Raw genomic sequence first — 24884 nt, forward strand, 5'->3', positions numbered from 1 at the left:
GTATTTTAATCTGAAAGTAACAAAAGTAACTGTGGATATGGGAGATACCCTTTAACTTTATAGTCTAACTTAAAACTCCATAACAATGAAAAAGTCAAATTTTAAAACGCTTGGGTGGTTCGCAGTTCTTCTTTTCGGAGCCGCAATATTTACAGGTTGTTCTGATGATGATGAGAACACCGATCAAATAATTACCCAAAACCCTATTACAGGTGAGCAGATAAACGATCAAGATAAAGCAGCTCTTCAATTTATGCTAGAAGAAGAAAAACTTGCTAGAGATACCTACTTCTATTTGGATAGTGTTTGGTCTATTAATCAATTTTCCAATATCAAGTACAGCGAACAAGACCATATGAATGCTGTAGAAGGATTGTTAAAGAGTTATGATATTCCTTATAAAATAGAACCTATGGGAGTGTTTCAAGATACTTTACTACAAAGCCTATACAATCAGTTTGTTACCGATGGTGTGCAGAATAAAATCAATGCACTGACTATAGGTGCAACTATTGAAGAATTGGACATCTTGGATTTAAGAAACTTCATCTCCAAAACCAACAATCAAAATCTGATTGCCGTCTTTGCAAATTTAGAATGCGGTTCAAAAAATCACCTTAGAGCATTTATAAAACGGTTACACAAGGAAGGAGGTAGCTATACTCCTCAATACCTTTCACAAAGTGAGTATGATATAATAATTAACGGAAGCAATGCTCCTTGTAATTAAGTAAAAAGCCGAGCGTAGCTCGGCTTTTTACTTAATTTATAATTGCGGTTGTTAGTAGCCAAAAACTTGTTCTAAAGTTAAATAAGTAACTGGGCCGTATTTCTCTAGTTCCTTGATGTCTAATCCGCTTTTCTTACCAATCACCATGATGTTATATTTACTATCCTTAATGTATTGTTCATGGAATGCTTTTAAGTCGGCCATCGTCATATTAGGAACGGCCTCATAGACGTCCTTACGTATGTCATAATCTAACCCTCTTTTTTGGGCAGTTTCAAAATTCCAAAGTTTAGAAAATTTAGTGATTCGTTCAGTTCTTATTTTCTCCAATGCGGCTTTTTTCGCCAATTCAAAACTTTTTTCTGATTCTGGCATGTTGTTCAACAAATCTGTCATTCCTGCCATTGCTTCCTTTAATTTATCTGCTTGAGCACCGATGTAAGCCATAACATAATGAGCTTTGGCAGAATCCCCTGGTGAACGATAAACGGAATAAACAGAGTAGGCTAAGGCTTTAGATTCTCGCATTTCTTGGAATACAATAGAACCCATTCCACCACCGAAATATTCATTATAGATAGCAGCTGCAGCGACTGTTTTTGGATTATACAATTCCTTTTTAGAAAGCATCATAATTTCTGCTTGCTTCATATCATAATCCACCACAAATACTTTCGTCTTTTCATTGTCGATCTCTACAAAATCTTTGCTTGCTGGTATTGGCTTCAATGTTTGAGGCGTATTGTGATTCTTTTTTAATGAAGCTATCAATTCATCTTGTTCCATAGGCCCGTAATACAGCACTCTGTGCTCATAACTATTTAAACTGTGAATCATGTCAGTCAATTCACTTGAAGTTAAAGCATTCAATTCTTTTTCCGACAGAATGTTTGTGAATGGAGAGTTAGATCCGTATTGGGCGTATGCGGATAATCCACCAAATAAAATGGTTCCTTTTGATAATTTATCATCTGCTCTTTCTTTTAGAATATCATTAACTAAGTTTTTTAAAGGCGCTTCTTCTGGTTTTGCGTCTGCTAATAAATGCTCAAACAATTGAACGCCAGCCTCGAAATTTTCGGTTAAGCCTGATAAGGATACGTATACCTTTTCGTCAGAGGCGGATGCTTGAAAATTGCACCCAATTTTGTAAAACTCTTGTTGAATTTCTGAAGGAGAATACTTTGAAGTTCCTAAAAATGGTAGATAATCCAATGCTAAATCAATTTTGATATTATTGTTTTTACCCATGTCAAAGACATAATACAGGTTAAATAAATCATTATTGGAATTTTTGACAGATCTCACTTTTATGCCATTATCTAACTTCGCCTGATTGATATCTTGGTCATAATCGAGGAATCGTGGTTGAATATCATCAAATTTCATAGCAGAGATATCTTTCAAGAATGGAGAGGCATCGTCTCTATTGACTTGAACAGGAGTGATTTTTGGTTTTACTACCTCTTGAGTAGATTCATCTTTACCTGTTCTTTTATAAACCACTACATAATTATCGTTGTAGTTTGTTTTAGCGAAATTAACAACATCCTCTTTAGTATATTTTTTTAATACCTCAATATCATTTACTTGTTCTTTCCAATCACGTTTTTGAATAAATGCATCCACCATCATACTGGTTCTACCCCAGTTTTCATCTAATTGTCTTATTCTACTAATTTTTAAATCATTAATACACGCCTCCAATAACCAATCAGGGAATGCACCTGCTTTCAAACTATCCATCTGAGACAATAGTAGATCTTTCACTTCTTCTAAAGTTTGTCCTTGTTTGGGTGAACCATTTAAGATATGAGAAGAGTAATCAGACAAGATGTAAGTAAATGAGCTTGCATTTAAGACTTTCTGTTGTTGATTTAAATTCAAATCGATTAAGCCTGCAGTTCGATTAGCTAAAATCATGTCACATAATTGAATCAACTCTGAGGCTTTACTTCCCACACCGTCAAATCTATAACCCATGTACAAAAACTCGGCATCTGGTCCTTTTTCTTCTTTTACCACCACAGTGTTTAATGGAGATTCTTTGATAACTTCAAAGGTTGGAACTACCTTGGATTCCATTCCTCCGAATTTGGCTTTTATTTGCTCAAAAACCATATCTGGATCAAAGTCTCCAGACATGCAAATGGCCATATTATTGGGAACATAGTATGTATTGAAATATTTTTTGATCTCTGTAAGAGAGGGATTTTTTAAATGGTCAATGGTTCCTATGGTTGTTTGTTGACCATATTGATGATTGGGGTACAACCCATCAAATAAAGCGGTAAATGTTTTGCTAAAATCGCTATCTAAGCTGCGATTTTTTTCTTCATAAACAGCTTCTAATTCAGTATGAAACAATCGAAGTTGTGGGTTTCTAAAACGTTCGGCTTCTAATGTTAACCATTTCTCGATTTGATTTGTAGGTATGTCATTAATGTATACAGTTTGTTCGAAGGAAGTGTATGCATTAGTTCCTTTAGCACCCATTTCTGAAACCATTTTATCATATTCATTGGCAATTGCAAATGTTGATGCAACTTGAGAAATACTGTCTATTTGAGCATATAAAACAGTTCTAGCTTCTTCATCTCTTGTATTTCGGTATACTTCATATAGGCTGTCTATTTGATCTAGTAATGGGCCTTCTTGTGAAAAGTTTGACGTACCATACTGGTCTGTTCCTTTAAACAACATATGCTCTAGATAGTGCGCTAATCCGGTCGCGGTCGCAGGATCATTTTTGCTACCTGCCCTAACTGCGATAGACGTTTGAACTCGAGGGGCTTCCTCATTTACTGAAAGATACACTTTTAATCCATTGTCTAAAGTATAGATTCGAGTGTTCGTTGGATCATTTTCAATAGTTTCATAGGCTGGGTTTTGACTAGAACTGGTTTTCTCAGCACTATCTCCGCAAGAGGTAGTTATTGTTATCCCAAAGGATACTGCAAAGAGTAAAAAGTAATTTCTGATTTTCATGGTATTAGATTTGCTTGATTGAAAGGAAATGCTAATTTAAAAAAAGAAAGTGGTTTAAAAAGTAGTTTCGGTAGAACGGTTAAACTTATGGATAAAAGGAAATTATATCAATTCTGAAAGTTGTGATTTTAAAACTTCACATTCATCAAGCAAACATCATCAATTTGTTCTACACCCTCTTTCCAAATATCGAATCGACGGCCTAGCTCATCACTAATTTTTGAAGATTCTAAGTGGTTTAATTCTAACAAGTATTGTTTGAATGCACTGTATTTTAGTTTCTTTCCTTTAGGTCCACCAAATTGGTCTGCATAGCCATCAGAGAACAAATAAATAGAATCCCCTTCTTGTAAATCAAATTCATGAGTTGTGTAAAGAACTCTAGTAATGTATTTTCCAATCGGCTGTTTGTCTGCTTTGGTTTCTAGCAGTTCTCCGTTTCTTATTATGTATAAAGGGTTATAGGCTCCCGCATAACTTAACTTGCTTCCTTTATCCCAAACACATAGGGAAATATCCATGCCATCACTTACTTCGGAATTATTCTTGGTTAACGATAATTCAACCAATTCGGTAAGAGTATCTAATATTTTACCTGGTTCGCGTAGTTTATATTCATTGATGCACCTATTCAATGCATTGTTTCCAAACACACTTAACATGGCACCCGGAACACCATGACCGGTGCAATCTGCTACTGCGAAAAATACTAAATCATCTACTTCTTCCATCCAATAGAAATCACCTGATACTATGTCTTTTGGTCGATAAAGAACAGCACTATCTTTAAACAACTGCACCATCGTTTTCTCTGATGGTAAAGTGGCATTTTGCAGTCGTTTTGCATAGAGAATACTGTTTAATATTTCTTCATTTTGAACTTGCAACACCTCATTTTTCTCTCGAATTTCTTGAGTTCTTTCCTTGACTTGCTGCTCCAGCTCTTCCGTTTGTTTGTTTTTTAGAAAGTTTATCTCTTCTAATCTTTTAAAAGCTTGCTCTTGTGCTTCTACTTTCTCATTTTGTGTTTTTCTATATCTCCCTGCCATGGCCAATGATAGGAAGGTTAATTCAATGGCTGAGCTAATTTTTAAGGCATTAGTTGCTAAAAATTCACTTTTGATGATGTTCACATTTGCAGTAATAAAAACGACGGCACCAAGGCTCAGTGAGACAAATGCAATAGCAACGGCCACTTCAGGTTTATTTCCTTCTTTGTATTTAAAGTAAAGTCCGAAAAGGAAATAAATGACAACTATAAAAGACAATCCGTTTAATATGGGAAATATAGTGGCATATATCATTCCTGTGGTTAAGCTTAGCAGTAAAGAAACTAAGGTAAGTATGATGAATACATTATAGCCTTTAAAATACCTTTTGTGCCGCTGGAATTTACCCAAGTATTCTCTTACATAATATAACATGGAGATGAGGGATAGTGCTGCGAATAAAAGAATGGCATGATTACCTAACCACGGTAACCCCGGCCATAAATACTGAAAAGCGAAACCATCTAATGAAAATTGAAAAAGACCTAATAGGAAAACGTAGCTAACAAAGTAGAAGTAGATTCTTTCCTTTAGTGCAATACCAAAAAAGGTAAAAAGGATAAAAACCAGTAAGAAAAGACCATAATAAAGGCCTAGCAAAAAGTTCTCTTTGATGGAGAACTGCGTAAATGCATCAATTCTCCATAAATGAATGGGAAGTTTTAAAATTTCTCCATCACTTGTCGTTTTTACAACTAGTTTATATTGAGTCTGAGGGGGAAAGTTGATCGGGAAAATAAATCTTCTATCTTGATAAGGCCGAGTATTGAATGTAAAGTCATCACCCGTTTCAAAGGACTCAATTAACTGATTAGACTGATTTAGAATGTACAAATTCACTTTGTTAGTAAGTGGTCTAGCTAATTCTACATAAAAGCTTTGTTCCAGTGAAGATCTATTCTTTAAATCTAATAACATCCAGTAGCTAGACCTAGTAAAATCTAGGTAAGGAATTTCATTCTCAGGAGTGAATCCAGTCGATTTTATACTATCATTAGCCAAAACTGATGCAAAAGAGTAGGAGTGTTCACTATCTGGGATGATTACTGAATAAGGGGCTAAATGCTCAGATGATGAAACTGTACTAACATCAAAAATACTGTCAGATTGGGCATGTAGTTTTGTTGAGCCCAAAACAATAAGTACTATTATAAGCCAAAAGGGGCATTGCTTCATAAAGCTAAAGTTACATTCTTTTAGTAGTTAAAAAAAGGAAGTACAAAAGTATGGCATTGAATCTACGCAGTTAGTTTTTGCTAACAAAAAAAGAGGGGTTTTGTTTAGCAGAATAATAATTGGTCACCACTTATAAAGGCCGGATTCAAAAATAAATTGTGGTTACCTTTTTTCTAAAAAATTTTCTGCAATCATACACCTTACACTACCTCCTCCTACTTTCTCTATGGTAGGGATATGACCAATGATTAAATCTGATTCGGTAGTCAGTTTTTCTATTTGATCTGCATTTAGGCTGGCGTATGCTGACGAAGAAATGACTATGAATTTTTGATGGTCTTTATTTTTCAACTGAATGCAATTTCCTGCAAAAGAATTCATTTGATGATAGGAGATGTCAATCAGTGTCTTTTTTGCTTTTTTGAAATTGGCAATTATTGCTTTTCTCTCCATTGGATTTAAGATGGTACTCATGCATGCTAATGCATAATCATCTCCTATACACATCATCACATTTGTATGGTAAATGGCTTTCCCAAATTCATCAAATGCATGAAAACAGGTACAGTCATATTGCATATTTTTCGCCCAGGCTTGGACTAAATCTTGATTAGTCCGACTTGATATCGCTGCAAAAACGTGTCGATGATTATGATCCAATACCATGCTTCCCGTTCCTTCTATAAATTTACCCTCTTTTTCGGTAGCGCTTAGGTCATTAAAGCTGCTAAAAATAAAAGAGCTATACAGTTGTTCAATCAGTTCTGCACGTCTTTCTACACGTCTATTTACGGCTTCTAAAGGGTAAATAAATACACTTCCATCTTCATGTGTGCTGATCCAATTGTTTAAAAAAATAGCATCAGGTTTTGGTGGGTCTAAACTATCTTCAAGAACCAATACGTCTATTCCGACGGCTCTTATTTTTTCAACCAATTGCTCAAACTCATACGCTACTGCTGAGTATTCTACTTTTACGTTTTGCTGGAAAGAGTTCGAGTCAGCAGTTAACGGGTTGTATCCAAAGTTTTTTGGACGAAGCATTATAATCGAAGAAGCTGGGTAAATTTCTGACATAATGAAAGTTTTGATAAGTTGCAAAGTTAGTTCATGCAAATGAACCCTAAGCGATGCTCTTCCTGAAAGTTTATTCCAACGGGAAAAAAAAGAATTTATTTTTTAGTAAACTTTATATACATTAGTGAGAACCTATGATTAAACACCCAACTCACCAAAACAAATTGATTACAAGGCAGGAGGTCGTAAACTTATCTTTTGCTAGACTGTTTTTCATCGAAGAATTCAATATAGTTGAGGTCGAATATCAAGCCCATTCTACAATTGATACTGAAGAGGCTTTAGCAATTGTGGCTGCAATTTATCAATTTAATAAAGGGGAAAAAAGGTACTTTCTGATTAATGCCACTCAAGAGTTTATTAATCTGACTGCAGATGCCATCAACTTATGCTCGTGAACAAACTAAACAACAGTATGCAATTAAAATGGCAATTTTCGTGAACAGTTTGGCATATAGAATTATTGGTAATTTTTTTATTAGATATGATCGTCCACCTGCTCCTGCTCGAATTTTCAATAATAGAAAAAGAGCCATAGAATGGTTATTCGAATAAGAGTGAAAGATTTTTTCAACGAATTAAGTTGAAAGTCATTAAAATTAATATTCCAAAACTATTCTTTTAGTAATTTGGGTTTTAGCTTATGACTGATGAGAAAATAAATATATTCGATGTTGATTCGAGGACGTTAGTAAAAGACTTAACTTTTGCGAGGTTGTATTATATCAATGAAATTGATCTTTTTGAAGTGGAGTATCAAGCCAATTGTTTAATAGATCAAAAAGAAGCAATGCAAATCATTCAAGCCAATCGTGAGTTTAACAATAGCTCAAATAGATTGGCGATGGCTACTGCAACAAAGGAATATTTTAATATGACTTCCGAAGCTAGGGTCATTTTCTCTGAGCAAATGAAGCTTGATGTTGGATTTCAAAAAATGGCTCTAGTTGTAAATAATCTAGCCTACCGTATTTTATCTAACTTTTTTATTCGCTTCAATAGACCTGTGGTGCCAACTAAGGTGTTTAATAGTAGAAAGAAAGCACTGGATTGGTTGCTTGAGTAATTTTTCCAATCAATCTATGTGGCTTGATTTTAAGTAGTTTGTTTTTTTATATCTTAGTTACCGAATATGAAAAATGAAATAATTGATAAATACTCAATTGACTCCTCTATATTGGTGAAAGATATAGGAATTGCAAAATTCTACTTTAATAAAGAACTCAATATTCTTGAGATTGAATATCAAGCAAACGTTAATATCGGAAAGGAGGAGGTTATGGAAGTTCTTTTAACTAGAGCTGAGATTGTTAAAGGGAGTAGAGTTTTGGTTCTTGTTTCAATTACTAAAGAGTTCATCAATTTTACTGATGAGGCTAGATCTACTTTTGTTAATGAACAAAAAAAGGATGCTACTGCATTTAAAATGGCATTACTTATTAAAGGGTTAGCGGATAAGATCGTGGCCAACTTTTTTATTCGCTACAACAAACCTATTGTTCCTACAAAGATTTTTAGTAAAAGAGAAAAGGCTATTGCTTGGCTTCTCGAGGAACAATAATCTCAATTTTATTCTTGAATGATTTGAATAGTTGGAGAATTTGTAATTTAGGTACCTAATGAAATTTAGTGAGCAGCCAACTATATACACTACCGATAGTAGGATATTAGTCAAGGATTTAACCTTTGCCAAAATCTATTATTTTGCTGATTTAGATTTATTAGAGGTTGAGTATCAGGCAAACTTTTTGGTTGATAGAAATGAAGCGTTATTAGTTATGGAGCATTCTCGTCAATTTAGAAATGGAAGCAATAAATATACAATGATAACAGCTACGCAAGACTTCTTTAACATGACTCCTGAGGCTAGGTCTACATTTGCAGCGGAAATGAAAACAGGATTCAAGCTTCAAAAGATGGCAATATTGGTAAACAGTTTAGCATATCGTATTATGGCTAATTTTTTCATCAGATTTGACAAGCCACCTGTACCTACAAAGCTATTTAACTCCAGAAAAGAGGCGATCGATTGGTTACTCAAGAATTAAATCCGCTTCTTTCCTTTATATAACCCCAACTTCTGAATTTGAAATTACGGATAGTGAGTTTTGGTTCATCTACTTTTTTAAGGTCTATAATATCCATGATAGCTACAATTGGATACTTTTTGTTAATAGACTTTATGCCTCTTCGTTTTGGTTTTAAAGCAATTAACTTGGAAGGCCCAAATTCGTTATGTTCGTACAAACTAACAATATATACTGCTTCTTGATTTCTTAAAAATATCTTTTTTTGGATACAGGCTAAGCTTCGCTTTGCCGCTGTAGGTTTGGTTCTGTTCAGTTCTATCAACTGAAAGTATTCTTGAAAAAATGCGCTAACTTTTGTTTCATTAAAAGAGTCGCCATTGAATCGAATGGCCCATCGGTTATATTTACCATTAATAGATTCTCGATAGACGATTCTAAAAGGTAATTCAATAGATAAGTTTTCCCATTGGTGTTGAATCAATTGAAATCGGCTCATCCGAATAGAAGTAACTAATACAATAAAACCTATCACTAGTAGTGGAGTTCCTATACTATTTAATGCGGTACTGAAGCTACTGGTATAGGAAAGTAATGAAAATTGTATAATAAAAATGATGAAGTAATATCCGATCAACCTACTCGCAATCTTATTCGGATTGATGACCAACTTATGATCAAAAAAGTGGGAGTTATTAAGGGCATTATTGATGATTGTGGCAAAAGTGGAAAGGCCAAATAAAAAGAATAAAATGGTAATGATGATTCCTATTCCTGTGCTAATTCCGGTGTACATTAACCAAAAGTCGTAGAAACCGTGCGCAAGAGAGGCATAAATGAAGAATAGAATTAACTCAAGCTTCTTGTTTTTCCCTTTCTGGTATTTATATCGAATAATACCATAAGCGATTAGGGCCGTAAAAAACATATGTCCGACACTTGAAAGAATTGCTCTTCCACTAATAATTTGAGGTCCGTGGCGGTAAAAGTACATGACATTTTCAAAAGCGGAAAAACCTAACGCTGCCACACAGATGTATGCGATAAAGTCAATAGGCTCATTTACTTCCTTTTTAAACAATTTGTAAAAAATTAAAAAAGGAATCAGCTTAGCGAATTCTTCTAACATTCCAATTTGAATGGTACAGTAAAGGAAGTCGTTGATAAAATTGCCATTTAGGCTCCATCCGAGTGAATCAATAAAGAGATTGTGCAATCCAAAAACAATGGAAACAGAAGCTCCACCTAGTATAAAAATTAGGATAAAATACTTGAGGTCCTCCTTTTCGTAAATGTCAATTAATCGGTAGTAATCTACCCAAATCCAAGCGATAAAAAGAGCAACTAATGAGTAGATGAGTATCATATTCAGTCCAACTGTTTTGTTGGATGAAGATAAATATATTCTACCTAATGAAGTTGAGGGAAATGGAAATTTGCTTGTATCCATTTACCACAAAGAGACAGAGGCTTCATAGAGTATTAAAAAATCACAATCTGATGGCTTTCGGATCTAACTGCCTGCTTCTTTCTTTTAACAGCGCAGCGGTCTACTTTTATTTTTTTACCACAAAGAACACAAAGCTTTTCGCAAAGAGCACAAAGCCAATTTAACTGAGAGCTAAATTCAACTACTGAATAATTGACTTATTAATATATTATATCCTTGGCTTCTTATAAAGCGGAACTGTACTGCAGGGCTCGCCGTACATAATGGCTTTTGCAAAGGGGAGTAATTTGTTGGTCAATGAAACATAAGCCGATTCAGGAACGGCTTTATCTCCACAACCTTTGATGACAATTCTGACATCTTTGTATTGAGAAAAATCGATTTGATTGAGTTGCTCTTCGTAAAGCACTTGGTTCATGTATTCTACTGAACCGAAGAAAACACGTTTTGCATGTGGTTGCAATGCAATAGACAATAGCATATAGGCCCAAGTGGGAATGATAGCATCTACCGAACAATGAATGGCCACTAGCTTATCTTTGTAAACGGACCAATCATTCGTTTTTATAAATTCTCGAAAGTCTTTTTCTTTAAGTGCTATTTCTTGCCACAAATTTTGTTTGATATCATAGGCCACACGCTCTCCATCCACATAGTAATCTTCTAAGTTGAGGGTGATAATTCCGCTTTTCGCGACTCTATTGATAATCTCTTCTGCCATAATTTTATAAGAATCCCAATTCTAATTTTGCTTCTTCACTCATCATATCTTTATCCCATGTAGGTTCCCAAACGATGTTCACCTTAGCACTTTTTACCGACCATAAATCGCCAGTTTTCTGCTCTACTTCATTCGGCATAGATTCTGCAACTGGACAGTTTGGAGAAGTCAACGTCATTTCTATATTTACGTTAAACTCATTATCTACTTTCACTTCGTAGATTAATCCTAACTCATAAATATTTACAGGTATTTCGGGATCGTAGATAGTCTTAAGTACTTCTATCACTTGATCCTCTACTTGCTTTGGCGTAATGTCCGTTTTATTCTTTTCCATTTTAATTTTCAGTTTTCGCTTTGTATCCCAGGGCCAACAATTTCATTTTTTTCACCATGCTTACTAATCCGTTAGATCGAGTAGGTGATAAGTGTTCTTTTAATCCAATTTGGTCGATAAAGTACAATTCGTTTTTAAGGATTTCATCTGGTGTTTGATCAGAAACTACACGAATCAACAAGGCAATGATACCTTTCGTAATTATGGCATCACTATCTGCTGTGAAAACAATTTTACCATCCACTAATTGCCCATCTAACCACACTTGGCTCTGACATCCTTTAATGATGTTGTCTTCCGTTTTTTTGCTCTCATCTATTATTGGTAATTCCTTGCCTAAACTGATGATATACTCGTATTTATCCATCCAATCCGAAAAGATAGAGAATTCATCAATTATTTCGTCTTGTCGTTCTTTAATCGTCATTATCGTAACATTTTGATGGCTCTATTCAGCGCCACAATCATTTTGTCTACTTCTTCTTTGGTATTGTATATCGCAAAGGAAGCGCGTATCGTTCCCGGAATTTTAAACCAATCCATCAATGGCTGTGTACAATGATGTCCAGTTCTTACCGCAATTCCCATTTGATCTAAAATTACACCTACATCAAATGGATGAGTTCCATCTACTAAAAAGGAAATAACACTCGCTTTGTTGGCTGCTTCGCCGATGATTCTTAGCCCTTCAATTTTCTTCAATTCCGCCGTAGCGTATGCTAACAGTTCGGTTTCGTGTTGGTGAATGGCTTCCCAATCCAACTCGTTCAGAAAATCAAACGTAGCACTTAATGCTACACCTGCTGCTATATTCGGGGTTCCAGCTTCAAATTTATGAGGCAACTCATTGTAGGTTGTTTTTTCAAACGTCACCGTTTTAATCATGTCGCCACCACCTTGGTAAGGAGGCATTTTATTCAATAAATGTTCTTTGCCATATAGCATTCCAATCCCGGTAGGACCAAACATTTTATGAGCTGAGAAAACAAAAAAGTCACAGTCCCACGCTTGAACATCTATTTTCATATGCGGTACAGACTGTGCTCCATCTACTGCTACCAATACATCATGGGCATGGGCAAAATCAATAATTTCTTGAATAGGGTTGATGGTTCCCAATGCATTCGAGATGTGAACAATTGAAATCAATTTGGTTTTTTCATTCACCATTGCCTTCAACTCATCCAATAACAATTCGCCCTTTTCATTGATTGGAGCGATTCTCAACTTTGCTTTTCGCTCATCGCAAATCATCTGCCACGGCACAATGTTCGAGTGGTGCTCCATGGTGGAGATAATCACTTCGTCGCCTTCATTCAAAAAGGTTCTTCCGAAAGATCCTGCTAATAAATTGATGCTATCAGTTGTTCCTTTCGTGAAAATTATTTCCTCGCTCTTGGCTGCATTGAAATAAGCTTGAGCCTTCGTTCTCGCTGCTTCAAATGCCGTTGTTGCTTCTTGGCTTAACGAATGCACTCCGCGATGGATATTCGCATTCTGAAAGCTATAATAGTTGTTTAACGCATCAATCATTACTTGCGGTTTCTGCGCAGTAGCTCCATTGTCAAAATAAATCAATGGCTGCCCATTCACTTTTCTGCTAAGAATAGGAAACTGACTTCGTAATACTTCGATGTTAAAACTCATCTTTATTTTTTTAAACCGTTCTCGATTTTTTCTTCAATCAATTGTCGGAATGATTCGATTCCTACATGTTCTAACACATCAGCTGCAAAAGCGTTCAACAATAATCGAATGGCACTGTCTTCTGACAATCCTCTAGCTCTCAAATAAAAGATCGCTTCTTCGTCCAATTGTCCGATGGTAGAACCGTGACTACATTTTACATCATCTGCATAAATCTCTAACTCAGGCTTAGAGTTAATCGTTGCATCATCAGAAAGTAATACATTGTTATTCGCTTGGAAAGCATTGGTTTTTTGCGCATCTCTGTGCACCATAACTTTACCGTTAAATACAGCGGTTGCTTTATCGTCGATTACACCTCTATACAATTCATGAGATTCACAATGAGGAACCAAATGATCTACTCTCGTGTGGTTATCTACCAATTGCTTTTCTTTCGGAAGGTAAAATCCATTCAAAGAAGTATATCCATTTTCTCCCGCGACAGCGATGTTTAAGTTATTTCTAACAATATCACCGTTGAAAGTAAAGGTGTTGATGGTAAAGTTTCCGCTTTTCTCTTGCTGCACTTGATCCGTCGCAATGTGGAAAGAAGTTCCGTCTTCTTCTTGCAGTTTATTAAATTCTAAGTAAGAATTTTCTGCTGCAAAGCATTCGTTTACTGCATTTGTAAATGATTTTCCACCATTTAAATTGTGGTAGCTTGTCACTACTTTCCCTTCACTAAATGCTTCACCAATGATTAAGTTTCTTGGGTTGGTAATGATTTGATCTCCTTCCACTAAATTCAAAATGTGAATAGGTTGATCAGCTTTTTGTTTTTTTGCAAAGTGAATAAATGCACCATCTTGATGGAAAGCGGTGTTGATATTTGCAAAAATTTCATCAGTTGGAAGGTACTTTGAGAAGTATGCATTGAATAGGTCTGCATGCTTTTCTTTAGCTTCAGATAATGCACAAGCGATAACACCTTCTTGAGAAGTAATTGTTGAGATATCAGCTCGGTAAAATCCATTTACAAAAACCATTACGTTTTTTTCCATTCCTTCTATTAAAAAAGGAGTGATGTCAATTGTTGTAGTGCTTTCTGCTATTTTGTATTCCGCTTTTACGATGCGGTTGATTCTTGTATATTTCCAATATTCAGTCTTCGAAGTAGGAAATTCCAATCCCTCAATTCTTTTAGTTGCCTCATTTCTGGCTGCTTTTGAAGCTTCCGTGTCAAAATGAAAATCCTGCACACCAAAAGTCGATAGAAATTGTTCCTTTACGTTCATAGTTGCTATTTCGCTCATTGTTTCCTTTTTGAGTGGTGTAGATTAGGCTTCTATTACTTGGTCTTTCTTTAACCAATCGTAACCTTTTTCTTCTAGCTCCAACGCTAATTCTTTTGGTCCAGATTTGATAATTTTTCCGTTGTACAATACATGGACGAAATCAGGAACAATATAATCCAATAGACGCTGGTAGTGAGTAATAACAATACTTGCATTATCTGCTGATTTCAATTTGTTCACCCCGTTTGCAACAATACGCAAAGCATCAATATCTAAACCTGAATCTGTCTCATCTAGAATAGATAATTTCGGCTCTAACATCGCCATCTGGAAGATTTCATTTCTCTTTTTTTCTCCACCCGAAAAACCTTCGTTTACCGAACGAGAAGCCAACGAATTATCCAATTCTACTAAAGCAGACTTTTCTTTCACCAACTTCAAGAAATCTTTGGCAGGTATTGGTTCCTCACCTCTGTATTTTCTGATTTCGTTAATAGCCGTCTTTAAAAAGTTGATGTTACTCACACCAGGAATCTCTACAGGATATTGAAATGCTAGGAATATTCCTTCTCTAGCTCTGTCTTCAGCACCTAAATCCAATAAATCTTTACCTTCAAAAGTTACTGAACCTTCAGTAATTTCATATTCTTCTCTTCCTGCCAAAACAGAAGCCAACGTACTTTTTCCTGATCCATTAGGACCCATAATTGCATGTACTTCACCAGGCTTAACTTCTAAGTTAATCCCTTTTAAAATTGGCTGACCATCAATCGATGCGTGTAAGTTTTCTATCTTAATCATTGTGTTTCTTTTTCTATAATATACCTCCTCTTTCGAGGAAAAATAAAGTCTTTTAAATTATCCTACTGATCCTTCTAAGCTGATTTCTAATAATTTTTGAGCTTCTACAGCAAATTCCATTGGTAATTGATTCAAAATTTCTTTACAGTAACCGTTTACAATTAATCCAATGGCAGTTTGCTCATCCATTCCTCTCTGCAAGCAATAGAAGATTTGGTCTTCACCAATTTTAGAAGTCGTTGCTTCGTGCTCCACTTTCGCCGTTTTGTTTCCTACTTCGATATAAGGGAACGTATGCGCTCCACACTTATCACCCATCAATAAAGAATCACATTGCGTAAAGTTTCTAGCATTAGTCGCTTTTTTACCAATATTTACTAATCCACGGTAAGAGTTGTTGCTCACACCTGCCGAAATTCCTTTTGAGATAATCGTGCTCTTCGTGTTTTTCCCAACATGAATCATTTTAGATCCTGTATCTGCTTGCTGGTGGTTTGAGGTGACAGCTACCGAATAAAATTCTCCGATAGAGTTATCTCCTTTCATTATACAACCAGGATATTTCCATGTCACTGCAGATCCAGTTTCTACCTGCGTCCAAGAAATTTTAGCGTTGGTTTCGCATAATCCTCTTTTGGTAACGAAGTTGTAGATTCCGCCTTTTCCCTCTTTGTTTCCTGGGTACCAGTTCTGAATGGTAGAATATTTAATCTCTGCATTATCTAATGCAACTAATTCTACTACTGCTGCATGTAATTGATTTTCATCACGCATCGGTGCAGTACAACCTTCCAAATAACTAACGTAACTACCTTCATCAGCAATTACTAAAGTTCGTTCAAACTGACCAGTATTGGCTTCGTTGATTCGGAAGTAAGTTGATAATTCCATTGGGCATCTTACGCCTTTGGGGATGTAGCAAAATGAACCATCAGTAAATACTGCTGCATTCAAAGCTGCATAGAAATTATCTGTCTTTGGAACTACTGTTCCTAAATATTTACGCACTAAATCAGGGTGCTTTTGCACCGCTTCGCTGAACGAACAAAAGATGATGCCTAATTCGTATAATTTGTCTTGGAAAGTTGTTTTCACAGAAACAGAATCCATTACAATATCCACCGCAACACCAGCTAGTTTTTTCTGCTCATCAATTGAGATTCCTAGTTTGTTGTACATTTCCAATAATTCTGGATCTGCATCATCTAAGCTGTCTAACTGCTTTTTTGGTTTCGGTGCTGAGTAATAGTGTAAGTCTTGAAAGTCAGGTTTTGGATAACTGATGTGTGCCCATTCTGGCTCAACCATTTCTTGCCACGCTTTCAATGCACTCAATCGGTACTCCAATAACCACTCTGGTTCGTTTTTCTTGGCAGAAATTAACCGAATGATGTCTTCATTTAGACCTTTTGGAGCCTTGTCTGATTCAATGTTGGTATAGAATCCGTACTTATACTCGCTGGAGGTTACCTCCGCTAATAATTCATCTTCTGATGCCATAGTTCTTTGTTTTATTTTGAATTAAATAGAAAAGCTTTCGCCACAACCACAAGTTCGTGAGGCGTTTGGATTGCTAAAGCTGAATCCTTTACCATTTAGGCCACCAGAATATTCCAATTCAGTTCCCAATAAGTAAAGCATGCTTTTTTTGTCCACAACTACTTTTACACCATTGTCTTCAAATACTTTATCGTTGTCAGTTAATTCTGAGTCAAAATCTAGATTGTACATTAGGCCTGAGCATCCACCGCCCTTAACTCCTACGCGTACAAAACTACCCTCTGGCTTACCACTTTCGGCGAGCAAAGCAGTTATTTTCTCTTTTGCGTTATCGTTTACTTTTATCATTGCCTTAATATTTGCTGCAAAGTTAGCTATCTTTATTTAGATTTAATCTAAATAGCCGTTAAAATATACCACGAAGAGGGTATGTCCGACTGAGTAGATTTTTATAGTGATTAATGGTCTTCGCTTTTAGTTTTAGAACATTTTGATTGAAGGCGGAATTTTTAGTTGCAAAAAGATTTTTTTTGATTTCTTCGACATTTTTTTATGAAGAGTACTTCACAAAAGCTTTGGATGCTAAAGGCTTTAGTAGTCTTTGATAGAATTATAGAATGGAAAACCTCCAAGGTGTACAAATCAGCATCCTACTCAACCTTGAAGGTTTGAGCGTTGCCGAGATTATAGTTTCCAAAAGCAATAATTTTTCCAAATAGGACATAGTTATTTCGGTATTACTAACTTTGCCCCATGGAATTTGAAGACAAAAATAATGAGCCAACCCAATTGGGAGAATTGGGAGAGTTTGGTTTAATTAAACATTTAACACAGAATATTAAGTTACAGCAACCATCTACCGTTTATGGAGTGGGTGATGATGCTGCTATTATACAACCAACTGCAGATCATCAGACATTAGTGAGTACGGATATGTTGGTGGAAGGCGTACACTTTGATTTGTTGTATACTCCTTTAAAGCATTTAGGTTATAAAGCGGTGGTTGTTAATTTATCTGATATTTATGCCATGAATGGATTTCCAAAGCAGATTACTGTTTCTTTGGCTGTTTCCAATCGCATGAGTGTAGAGGCATTGGAAGAGTTTTACGAAGGTGTGTTGTTGGCTTGCGACTTCTATGCAGTTGACTTAGTAGGAGGAGATACTACTTCTTCCAACTCAGGATTAGTGATTAGTGTAACTGCAATTGGTGAAGTAGCCAATGGAAAAGCTGTTAAGAGAAGTGGTGCTAAAGAGAATGATTTGATTTGTGTTTCTGGTGACTTGGGTGGAGCTTATATGGGCTTGCAGTTATTGGAGCGTGAGAAAAGAATTTTTGAAGAAAATTCTCAAATTCAGCCTGACTTAGGAGGAAAAGATTACATCTTAGAGCGTCAAATTAAACCAGAAGCACGTCACGATATTATTACGAAGTTAGAGGAGTTAGGTATTCTACCAACTGCTATGATGGATATTTCAGATGGCTTGTCATCTGAGATATTGCACATCTGTGAAAGTTCAGAAGTGGGTTGTGCACTGTACGAAGAGAAGTTGCCAATAGACCCAATGACAGTAACCACTGCTGAAGACTTTAACTTGGACCCTACGGTTTGCGCAATGAATGGTGGCGAAGATTATGAATTGATCTTCACTGTTCCAATCGAAGATCACGAAAAGATCAGAGGAATGGAAGGTATTTCTATAATCGGACACATCACAGAAACGAACACCGGAAGGATGTTAATTACGAAAGGTGGAACAGCTCAACCAATTATGGCTCAAGGCTGGAATCCGATATTGAATAAGAACGACGAAGAATAAGAACGAGATTTTAATAAATAAAAAAGCAGCTACCGTGAGGTAGCTGCTTTTTTAGGTTTAAAGGCTGAGATCAATTCTATTTTCCTTCCAAAAACTCATTCAATTCGTTGATTGAACTAGAATAGGTAAAGGCATCGTTTACTTTATAGTAATTTCCTTTGTCTGTGGTCTTATCAAAAGCAGCTTTAGCAAATTCTACTTTATTGTCTTCAAAATTAAAAAGGTTCATAATTTCAACCACCTGGTCGGTAGAAACACAATTGGCGCGCAACACCTGTTTCGCTAAAGTCATTTTATCTTCTGCAAATGATTTGCTGCCAATCGACTTCTTCGCACTTGCAAAATCATTCGTCGTCATTGGAGCACAAACTACTTCAAACTCTTCTTCCATTTCTTCAGTTGCGGTATAAGTAGGATTTATAGCATTTGTAGTTGTGGTGGTCGTTGTAGTAGAAGTAGTGGTAGTGCCAGAGACACTCTGCGTAACTCCTACACCTATATTATTCAAGTTGATATTTACATTCATATTTAGGCTCTCACCACTGTTCGTTGTGCCCGTTTCTGAACTGATTTTTTGCGATTCTATGGTGGTCGTTGTCGTTGTAATTTCTCCAGTATTTAAAACGATATCTTGATTTTTAGGAGCTGAAATGTCTTCAACGACTGGTGCTGGAATATAGTTTCTTTCAGGGGCTTTTTCAATATCTACGATGCTCATAGGCCGAATGACATATGCGCCCTTTTTATTTTTTTTCACTATAGCAGTTATTTCTTTATTGGGCTCTATCATAAACCCTTTTTTGATTTCTCCAAGAACGGTTTTTTGGAAAGTAATTTTTACTTGGACGAAATCTGCTTTTATGCCATCATACACCGCCTTAGATTCGTTAAGATTTTGAGCCAATGACCCATCAACTGTCATTTTAAAAGCTTCACCATCTTCTGTAAATACAATCAAGTTGGATTGTGCATAGTTGATGGTGTAAATAAGTGTTGCAACTACTATTAAAAGTATTTTTTTCATATTGTTATCGTGTTAGTTTCGAGCAATTTTACAAGAGTTGTACCAAAGAGGCAACGAAGATACTATTTTCTTAAAATTGTGTGAAAACCTAATCAATCAAAGTAGGAGGAGTGGTATTCTTCCTCTTCAATCGTTTTTTAATCAACACATTCGCAAATAATGTAGATAGAATAATGATTGCTCCAGCATAAAACCCTGGAGACATTTGTTCATCTGCTCCGAAGATAAAGATGGCTAGAATTATACCATAAACTGGTTCTAAATTAATGGTTAAACTAACTGTAAACGGAGTCAATTCTTTCATCACTTCTACACTAACCACAAATGCAAAAGCGGTACAAACCACTGCTAGAATTAAAATGTAAAACCAATCGGAGGGACTTAACATGAAGTCACTCATGGGTGGAAATCCTTTGAAGAAAAGAAGGTAAGCAGTAACGGCTAAAAAACCACCACCCAATTCATACAATGAAATTTTTTGTGAATCGTATTGCTTAGTTAATGTGCCATTAATTACGGTGAAAGTAGCAGCTAAAGCAGCCGAAATTAATCCTAAAATTAGTCCCAATTTATTGTCCAGTTCAAACTTAAAAATGAAATATAGTCCAACGATGGCTGCGCCGCCCAAAATAACTTCATACCACAATAATTTGCGTTTGAACACAATGGGCTCCAGTAGAGAAGTAAACAAAGATGTAGAAGAAATAGCTGCTAACGTTATCGATACATTCGATTGGTTGATGGCCTCAAAAAAGAAAATCCAGTGTGCTGCAATGACAAAACCAGTTAATACAGTTTTCCAAACCCCACCTTTTTTCATGCGAAGGGTACTTTTATTAAAAGCAATATAAGCAGCCAGAATAATGGTAGCTATCCCCATTCTAAACCACACCAATAAGTCAGACTCTATTGTAATTAGCTTTCCTAAAATTGCAGTAAAACCAAAGATGAGCACAATCAAGTGCAGCAGAAGTATGTTTTTGTATTGAGCTAGTTTGGCTTTCATGGGATTAATAAAACAATGTGTAAATATAACAATGAATCAATTGAAAATTGCTTCGCAATTTTACTACCCTTGAAATTAATTCCAATTTAAAGTGCATCTCGATACAACTTCGCTTAACAGCGAAATCACTCGATGTCCTTTAAATTAATCAGCCAAAATTGAATAAAAGAAGTTGTGAAATCTATACTATTTTTCTTTGTGCCCTTTGCGAAATCTCCGCGTTCTTTGCGGTTATTAATTACAAGTGAACAAAAGGGTATGATTTCGGAGAAATCTTTAATTAACAATTAACCATTTTTACGCTGAGCGGAGCCGAAGTGAATAATTAACCATTAGAAGACTTATATGTCAAATTACATAACTTGAACAACACCCTAGCGCCCACATTTTCATTCCAATCGTGGTCTTTAGCTGGGCTAACTTCACACAAATCAAAACCAATAATTTCCTTGTTAGATTCAGCCAATAGATTAATCAAATGGAACACTTCTTGAAATTGAAAACCACCCGCTACCGGAGTTCCTGTATTTGGGCAAAGTGTAGGATCTAATCCATCGATATCGAAACTGATGTACACTTTCTGTGGTAGATTCATGATGATTTCTCTGCATTCGTCTTCCCAAGTTTTGCCAGCATAATGTGCCGATTTTAAGTCCCAATCAAAGAAAGTTTTAATTCGGTTGGGGTTTGCTTCAATTAGCTCAACTTCCTCTGGGCAAATGTCTCTAATTCCGACTTGAACTAATTTCTTGACACTCTCAATCTTCAATGCATTGTAGAAAATAGAAGCATGCGAAAATTCAAAACCCTCGTATGCTTTTCGCAAATCAGCGTGGGCGTCTACTTGTAGAATACCAAACTCATGCTTTTCTGCTAATGCCTGCAAATAACCATAAGGTGTACTGTGATCGCCACCCAATAAACCAACTAATTTCCCTTGGTTCATCCAATGTGTTGTTCGCTCTTTTACCCAAGCATTCAATTCAGCGGAAGCTGCGTTGATTTTAGTTAAAACAGTTTGCATTTCTTCAGAATCGGAAAGTTGATTTCCTTCTTCTAAGAATGTAATGTAACGTTCAGCATTTTTACGGAGTAGGGTGCTTTTTTGGGCAATATCGTCAGAGATGGATTCCATTGCAATGCCATATTTCCATGCATCCTTTAGGTATGGGTCGTAAAAATCCAATTGTAAAGAAGCATCTAAAATGGCTTTTGGTCCTTTGGCAGTGCCAGGGCTATAAGAAGTGGTGACATCCCAAGGAATTGGGATAATCACCACTTTTGCATCTTCTAATGAATAGGGAAAACCGAAAATGTTTCCATTCTCAACAGCAACACTATTTGGATTAAAGTCCCCGTATTTTTCTTCCCAATTCATCAATTTATGCGTTTAATTTTTTCTTGATAAAGGTTGGTAAAGCAAATGCAGCAGTATGAATTCCTTCGTTGTAGTAATTCAAGTTATTACTTTCTGCAAATGCAGCAGATTTATCTGCATCAAAGTTTTTAGTCGGATGTGCACCACCTTTTGTAGCCATTTGGAAGCTCCAGATACCTGTAGGGTATGTTGGTATACTAAAAGTAAAGCAGTGAACAGCTTCTTTTCCAAAAACACCTTTCAATGCATGGTTCAATTCAACAAATACTTGCTCGTTGAACATTGGGGATTCACCTTGTGCAACTAAAATACCGTTGTCGTTCAATGCTTTGTTACAGTCTTGGTAGAATTTATTCGTGAATAAACCTTCAGCAGGACCAACAGGATCAGAACCGTCAACAATAATGATATCATAAGAACCAGCCGCAGCATCTTCTACGAATTTGATTCCGTCACCTATGATTAAATCTAATTTTTCATGACCGAAAGCAGAAGATAATTGTGGTAAATGCAATTTAGACGCTTCAACAACTGCTTCGTCAATCTCTACCATGGTTACTTTTTCTACTGAACTGTGCTTTAATAATTCACGAATAGTACCACCATCACCACCACCAATAACTAAGATGTTTTTTGCATTTCCGTGAGTCAACATTGCAGGGTGAGCAATCATTTCGTGGTAATGTGTTTCATCCTTTTCAGTACACATAATCATGTTGTCAATGGTCAACATTTTTCCGTATGCATAAGTGTCTAACACTTTTACTTTTTGGAAATCTGATTGCTTATCGAACAACACTTCTCCGGTGTATCGGATAGACAATGCTTGGTTATCATCCTTATCGGTAAACCATACATTTCTCGTATATTTTCCTGGGTTCTGACGCTCTTTTGCTTCGCTTCTCATGGTCGACAAGTCGAAATCAATACGCTCTAACTGATCTACAGAACCTCTTCGCATTTCTAATGCAGAGTATGAAGTAGCTTCGAAAGCTTTCTTCAAGTAGTCAAACGATTTCCATGGGTTTACCTCGTCACCACAAGTAAATAAATCTACTGCAGCATACTGGTACTCAGGCCAGGTATGTATCGCCAAGTGACTTTCTTGGATTACTACCACACCGCTCACACCATAAGGTGAAAAGTGGTGAAAAGTTGAATTAATTACAGTTGCACCGGCTGTTTCAGCAGCCGTAACCATACCATTTTCAATAGTAGAAACCTGGTTCATGATTTCTGGATTACAACCAAAAAATTCAACCAAGATGTGTCTTCCTAATGCGCTCATTTTAATTTAATTTCTAATGTATATTTAATTGTAAAAAGTTGGCAAAAATAGATTTTTAATCCAATTTGCAAGCTTTATTTTATTTCATATAATATTGGTTTGCTCGGGCTCGCATCATTCTCAAAAGGAGCTATTTGCAAGTTTAATAAATATCGTCCATCTCGAACTTCATCTGAGACGAATACGAATTCAGTAATCGTTTTCTGCGTATTTGGTGCAGATGGATAGTTCCAGAATAAATGATGAGAAGCTAATACTCCTTCGTCCATTTCTCGATCTACCGACGGTAAGTCAATTAACAAATGCTCAAATCCTTTATTCACCAAAAACTCCATGGCTTCCGCTGCTAAATATGGTGGATTAGTGGAACTGTAGTTTCTATGTCTTTTTTCTAATAAGTTGGGTAAAGTTCGGATGACAATCGCTTCCGCAGATTTTCCTTCCAATGCTTTTTCAACCTGACTTCTCGTAATCACTTCGTCTCCATTTGGCCATTTTTCAGGCTTTACACTAATCAATTCGGCTGTAAAAAAGAACGTTTTTAATGCATCGTTAACACTATAAAATTCTTTGCTGATATGACCAACACATTCGGTGTGGGTGCCGTGTCCATGTGGATTAAAAAATATATTGTTAAAATTCACAGAGCCGCCTAAAGCTACACTTCCTGTAAATTGTTCTGTTTGTACTGGTTCTATAATTAATGGGTCTACATACCAAGCAGATGCAGCGTCTTTTGAGGCCTTGAGCGGCATGGAAATGTCAATTGGCTCTCCAAGATTGACAGAAAAGGATTTCCCTTTGTGTGTGATTTCTGCTAACATCCTCTTATTACCAATTAAGTTTTAAAATGACACACACACTTCCATTCATGATGTTTTTAAAACGTAGAATTGGTAAATGCCGAGCTTTTAACAAACGAGTATACTTAAGTTTATGCTGAGTATTTCAGCTTGATTTTGTGTTGATCGCTTTTGAAATGCACTATATTGGCTTGAGAAGAAGCTAAGTATACGACATTTTTTTTCGCCATCGGTATAAAGTTATAAAATTGATTTTAGATAGCGGGGAAACGGGGTAGAAAAATGAATTTTGTTTTGTAATAAAAGCTTTTGTGGCATTTTTTAGTAGTATCTATTCACGCGATACAATCGCGCGGGAACCATGAATTTTAAAAAGTATAGTTAATTCTTAACCCAAAAGCACTCCGAAATAACTGTATCCGCCACATTCATGCCTGCTGTAGAAAGCTTAAAGCCAATTGCTGTTTCTTCGATTAGATTATTAGAAATCTGTTGAATTTGTTCTTTGAGGTAGGACAATAATTCAGCTCCAAACCGTTCTTGAATTATATTAAAATCAACGCCCCAAGTGGTGCGAAGAGCAGTCATAATGTATTCGTTGTACCGATCAGAAGAAGAAAGCTGTTCCTGCTCAAAGTAAAAGCCTTTTTCAGCCCCCGTTCCCGCGCGATTGCATCGCGTGCATATCAAATGTAGTCATTTAGTATACATTCAATTCTGCAAGAATAATATTATCAATGAGTCCCTTTTCACCTGCATAATCTGCAGCACTGCTGTAGATATA

At 36.1% G+C, this 24884-nt stretch carries 26 protein-coding genes; 8 read left to right on the forward strand and 18 right to left on the reverse strand.

The features are described 5' to 3' along the window. Nucleotides 1–85: 85 nt before the first annotated feature. Complete coding sequence (locus tag GQN54_RS13845) at nt 86–730, forward strand: DUF2202 domain-containing protein (RefSeq protein ID WP_160634165.1); 645 nt, start codon at nt 86–88, stop codon at nt 728–730. Between the two features lie 51 nt (nt 731–781). Here the strand turns inward: GQN54_RS13845 and GQN54_RS13850 are convergent, their stop codons facing one another. The 3 genes from GQN54_RS13850 to ctlX all read right to left on the reverse strand — a co-directional run bounded on the left by GQN54_RS13850 (nt 782) and on the right by ctlX (nt 7020). Next, entirely contained in the window at nt 782–3718 is a 2937-nt protein-coding gene (locus tag GQN54_RS13850) for a M16 family metallopeptidase (RefSeq protein ID WP_160634166.1), read from the reverse strand. A 128-nt stretch (nt 3719–3846) separates the two neighbouring features. Continuing rightward, on the reverse strand, nt 3847–5943 hold the full coding sequence (locus GQN54_RS13855; RefSeq protein ID WP_160634167.1) for a 7TM diverse intracellular signaling domain-containing protein: 2097 nt from the start codon (nt 5941–5943) through the stop codon (nt 3847–3849). A 162-nt stretch (nt 5944–6105) separates the two neighbouring features. Continuing rightward, nucleotides 6106–7020 (reverse strand): citrulline utilization hydrolase CtlX, encoded by a 915-nt coding sequence (gene ctlX / locus GQN54_RS13860; RefSeq protein WP_160634168.1) that lies wholly within the window; start codon nt 7018–7020, stop codon nt 6106–6108. A 134-nt stretch (nt 7021–7154) separates the two neighbouring features. Between ctlX and GQN54_RS13865 the strand changes: the two genes are divergently transcribed. The 5 genes from GQN54_RS13865 (at nt 7155) to GQN54_RS13880 (ending at nt 9068) form a co-directional block, all read left to right on the forward strand. Further along, complete coding sequence (locus GQN54_RS13865) at nt 7155–7418, forward strand: hypothetical protein (protein WP_160634169.1); 264 nt, start codon at nt 7155–7157, stop codon at nt 7416–7418. Further along, nucleotides 7396–7575, forward strand: coding sequence for a DUF7793 family protein (locus GQN54_RS15655; RefSeq protein ID WP_449369400.1), 180 nt, complete (start codon nt 7396–7398; stop codon nt 7573–7575). The genes GQN54_RS13865 and GQN54_RS15655 overlap by 23 nt, the downstream gene beginning before the upstream one ends. Nucleotides 7576–7663: 88 nt before the next feature. Next, entirely contained in the window at nt 7664–8086 is a 423-nt protein-coding gene (locus tag GQN54_RS13870; RefSeq protein ID WP_160634170.1) for a DUF7793 family protein, read from the forward strand. Nucleotides 8087–8152: 66 nt separating this feature from the next. Beyond that, nucleotides 8153–8581 (forward strand): DUF7793 family protein, encoded by a 429-nt coding sequence (locus GQN54_RS13875; protein ID WP_160634171.1) that lies wholly within the window; start codon nt 8153–8155, stop codon nt 8579–8581. 58 nt (nt 8582–8639) lie between these two features. Beyond that, a complete protein-coding gene (locus GQN54_RS13880; RefSeq protein WP_160634172.1) occupies nt 8640–9068 on the forward strand; it encodes a DUF7793 family protein in 429 nt (142 codons plus the stop codon). On the opposite strand, the gene GQN54_RS13885 is transcribed toward GQN54_RS13880, so the two are convergent. After that, a complete protein-coding gene (locus GQN54_RS13885) occupies nt 9058–10413 on the reverse strand; it encodes a PrsW family intramembrane metalloprotease (protein WP_160634173.1) in 1356 nt (451 codons plus the stop codon). The genes GQN54_RS13880 and GQN54_RS13885 overlap by 11 nt on opposite strands. On the opposite strand from GQN54_RS13885, the gene GQN54_RS15545 reads away from it, so the two are divergent. Beyond that, the gene (locus GQN54_RS15545; protein WP_262885892.1) at nt 10403–10525 is read left to right on the forward strand and encodes a hypothetical protein; all 123 of its coding nucleotides are present in this window, start codon (nt 10403–10405) and stop codon (nt 10523–10525) included. The genes GQN54_RS13885 and GQN54_RS15545 overlap by 11 nt on opposite strands. Nucleotides 10526–10705: 180 nt before the next feature. Here the strand turns inward: GQN54_RS15545 and GQN54_RS13890 are convergent, their stop codons facing one another. Genes GQN54_RS13890 through GQN54_RS13925 form a run of 8 tightly spaced genes read right to left on the reverse strand, consistent with a single transcriptional unit; the run spans nt 10706 to nt 17128 of the window. Continuing rightward, the gene (locus tag GQN54_RS13890) at nt 10706–11218 is read right to left on the reverse strand and encodes a DUF2480 family protein (protein ID WP_160634174.1); all 513 of its coding nucleotides are present in this window, start codon (nt 11216–11218) and stop codon (nt 10706–10708) included. A 4-nt stretch (nt 11219–11222) separates the two neighbouring features. Next, nucleotides 11223–11555, reverse strand: coding sequence for an SUF system Fe-S cluster assembly protein (locus GQN54_RS13895; RefSeq protein WP_160634175.1), 333 nt, complete (start codon nt 11553–11555; stop codon nt 11223–11225). Between the two features lies 1 nt (nt 11556). Next, nucleotides 11557–11982, reverse strand: coding sequence for a SufE family protein (locus tag GQN54_RS13900; protein WP_160634176.1), 426 nt, complete (start codon nt 11980–11982; stop codon nt 11557–11559). Continuing rightward, entirely contained in the window at nt 11982–13202 is a 1221-nt protein-coding gene (locus GQN54_RS13905) for an aminotransferase class V-fold PLP-dependent enzyme (RefSeq protein ID WP_160634177.1), read from the reverse strand. The genes GQN54_RS13900 and GQN54_RS13905 overlap by 1 nt, the downstream gene beginning before the upstream one ends. 2 nt (nt 13203–13204) lie before the next feature. Then, entirely contained in the window at nt 13205–14497 is a 1293-nt protein-coding gene (sufD, locus tag GQN54_RS13910; protein WP_160634178.1) for a Fe-S cluster assembly protein SufD, read from the reverse strand. 24 nt (nt 14498–14521) lie between these two features. Beyond that, nucleotides 14522–15280: a Fe-S cluster assembly ATPase SufC gene (sufC, locus tag GQN54_RS13915; RefSeq protein WP_160634179.1), complete on the reverse strand. Its 759-nt coding sequence runs from the start codon at nt 15278–15280 to the stop codon at nt 14522–14524. A gap of 57 nt (nt 15281–15337) precedes the next feature. Further along, nucleotides 15338–16780, reverse strand: a complete 1443-nt coding sequence (gene sufB / locus GQN54_RS13920) for a Fe-S cluster assembly protein SufB (RefSeq protein ID WP_160634180.1) — start codon at nt 16778–16780, stop codon at nt 15338–15340. Nucleotides 16781–16801: 21 nt separating this feature from the next. Continuing rightward, nucleotides 16802–17128: a HesB/IscA family protein gene (locus GQN54_RS13925; RefSeq protein ID WP_160634181.1), complete on the reverse strand. Its 327-nt coding sequence runs from the start codon at nt 17126–17128 to the stop codon at nt 16802–16804. Nucleotides 17129–17533: 405 nt separating this feature from the next. On the opposite strand from GQN54_RS13925, the gene thiL reads away from it, so the two are divergent. Then, on the forward strand, nt 17534–18601 hold the full coding sequence (gene thiL, locus GQN54_RS13930) for a thiamine-phosphate kinase (protein WP_160634182.1): 1068 nt from the start codon (nt 17534–17536) through the stop codon (nt 18599–18601). A gap of 76 nt (nt 18602–18677) precedes the next feature. Here the strand turns inward: thiL and GQN54_RS13935 are convergent, their stop codons facing one another. From GQN54_RS13935 to GQN54_RS13960, 6 genes are all read right to left on the reverse strand, one after another. Then, nucleotides 18678–19625, reverse strand: a complete 948-nt coding sequence (locus GQN54_RS13935; RefSeq protein WP_160634183.1) for a DUF4476 domain-containing protein — start codon at nt 19623–19625, stop codon at nt 18678–18680. A gap of 88 nt (nt 19626–19713) precedes the next feature. Further along, on the reverse strand, nt 19714–20631 hold the full coding sequence (locus GQN54_RS13940) for a DMT family transporter (protein WP_160634184.1): 918 nt from the start codon (nt 20629–20631) through the stop codon (nt 19714–19716). 325 nt (nt 20632–20956) lie between these two features. Beyond that, the gene (locus GQN54_RS13945; protein ID WP_160634185.1) at nt 20957–22009 is read right to left on the reverse strand and encodes an agmatinase family protein; all 1053 of its coding nucleotides are present in this window, start codon (nt 22007–22009) and stop codon (nt 20957–20959) included. Nucleotides 22010–22013: 4 nt separating this feature from the next. Further along, nucleotides 22014–23297, reverse strand: coding sequence for a polyamine aminopropyltransferase (speE, locus tag GQN54_RS13950; protein WP_160634186.1), 1284 nt, complete (start codon nt 23295–23297; stop codon nt 22014–22016). Between the two features lie 74 nt (nt 23298–23371). Then, complete coding sequence (locus tag GQN54_RS13955) at nt 23372–24121, reverse strand: cyclase family protein (RefSeq protein ID WP_160634187.1); 750 nt, start codon at nt 24119–24121, stop codon at nt 23372–23374. Between the two features lie 360 nt (nt 24122–24481). Beyond that, entirely contained in the window at nt 24482–24790 is a 309-nt protein-coding gene (locus GQN54_RS13960; RefSeq protein WP_160634188.1) for a hypothetical protein, read from the reverse strand. Nucleotides 24791–24884: the final 94 nt, after the last annotated feature.

Origin of the sequence: Acidiluteibacter ferrifornacis (assembly GCF_009909615.1) — a bacterium.
Classification (GTDB): domain Bacteria; phylum Bacteroidota; class Bacteroidia; order Flavobacteriales_E; family Vicingaceae; genus Acidiluteibacter; species Acidiluteibacter ferrifornacis.

Bases quoted from the DNA above. Each gene is read 5' to 3' on its own strand.
- GQN54_RS13905 (WP_160634177.1), bottom strand. From the start codon at position 13,202: ATGAGTTTTAACATCGAAGTATTACGAAGTCAGTTTCCTATTCTTAGC.
- GQN54_RS13925 (WP_160634181.1), bottom strand. From the start codon at position 17,128: ATGATAAAAGTAAACGATAACGCAAAAGAGAAAATAACTGCTTTGCTC.
- GQN54_RS13935 (WP_160634183.1), bottom strand. From the start codon at position 19,625: ATGAAAAAAATACTTTTAATAGTAGTTGCAACACTTATTTACACCATC.
- GQN54_RS13885 (WP_160634173.1), bottom strand. From the start codon at position 10,413: ATGATACTCATCTACTCATTAGTTGCTCTTTTTATCGCTTGGATTTGG.
- GQN54_RS13945 (WP_160634185.1), bottom strand. From the start codon at position 22,009: ATGAATTGGGAAGAAAAATACGGGGACTTTAATCCAAATAGTGTTGCT.
- GQN54_RS13850 (WP_160634166.1), bottom strand. From the start codon at position 3,718: ATGAAAATCAGAAATTACTTTTTACTCTTTGCAGTATCCTTTGGGATA.
- thiL (WP_160634182.1), top strand. From the start codon at position 17,534: ATGGAATTTGAAGACAAAAATAATGAGCCAACCCAATTGGGAGAATTG.
- GQN54_RS13875 (WP_160634171.1), top strand. From the start codon at position 8,153: ATGAAAAATGAAATAATTGATAAATACTCAATTGACTCCTCTATATTG.
- sufB (WP_160634180.1), bottom strand. From the start codon at position 16,780: ATGGCATCAGAAGATGAATTATTAGCGGAGGTAACCTCCAGCGAGTAT.
- GQN54_RS15655 (WP_449369400.1), top strand. From the start codon at position 7,396: ATGCCATCAACTTATGCTCGTGAACAAACTAAACAACAGTATGCAATT.
- GQN54_RS13955 (WP_160634187.1), bottom strand. From the start codon at position 24,121: ATGTTAGCAGAAATCACACACAAAGGGAAATCCTTTTCTGTCAATCTT.
- GQN54_RS13890 (WP_160634174.1), bottom strand. From the start codon at position 11,218: ATGGCAGAAGAGATTATCAATAGAGTCGCGAAAAGCGGAATTATCACC.
- ctlX (WP_160634168.1), bottom strand. From the start codon at position 7,020: ATGTCAGAAATTTACCCAGCTTCTTCGATTATAATGCTTCGTCCAAAA.
- GQN54_RS13895 (WP_160634175.1), bottom strand. From the start codon at position 11,555: ATGGAAAAGAATAAAACGGACATTACGCCAAAGCAAGTAGAGGATCAA.
- sufD (WP_160634178.1), bottom strand. From the start codon at position 14,497: ATGAGCGAAATAGCAACTATGAACGTAAAGGAACAATTTCTATCGACT.
- GQN54_RS13845 (WP_160634165.1), top strand. From the start codon at position 86: ATGAAAAAGTCAAATTTTAAAACGCTTGGGTGGTTCGCAGTTCTTCTT.
- GQN54_RS13900 (WP_160634176.1), bottom strand. From the start codon at position 11,982: ATGACGATTAAAGAACGACAAGACGAAATAATTGATGAATTCTCTATC.
- sufC (WP_160634179.1), bottom strand. From the start codon at position 15,280: ATGATTAAGATAGAAAACTTACACGCATCGATTGATGGTCAGCCAATT.
- GQN54_RS13855 (WP_160634167.1), bottom strand. From the start codon at position 5,943: ATGAAGCAATGCCCCTTTTGGCTTATAATAGTACTTATTGTTTTGGGC.
- GQN54_RS13880 (WP_160634172.1), top strand. From the start codon at position 8,640: ATGAAATTTAGTGAGCAGCCAACTATATACACTACCGATAGTAGGATA.
- GQN54_RS13870 (WP_160634170.1), top strand. From the start codon at position 7,664: ATGACTGATGAGAAAATAAATATATTCGATGTTGATTCGAGGACGTTA.
- GQN54_RS13865 (WP_160634169.1), top strand. From the start codon at position 7,155: ATGATTAAACACCCAACTCACCAAAACAAATTGATTACAAGGCAGGAG.
- GQN54_RS15545 (WP_262885892.1), top strand. From the start codon at position 10,403: ATGAGTATCATATTCAGTCCAACTGTTTTGTTGGATGAAGATAAATAT.
- GQN54_RS13940 (WP_160634184.1), bottom strand. From the start codon at position 20,631: ATGAAAGCCAAACTAGCTCAATACAAAAACATACTTCTGCTGCACTTG.
- speE (WP_160634186.1), bottom strand. From the start codon at position 23,297: ATGAGCGCATTAGGAAGACACATCTTGGTTGAATTTTTTGGTTGTAAT.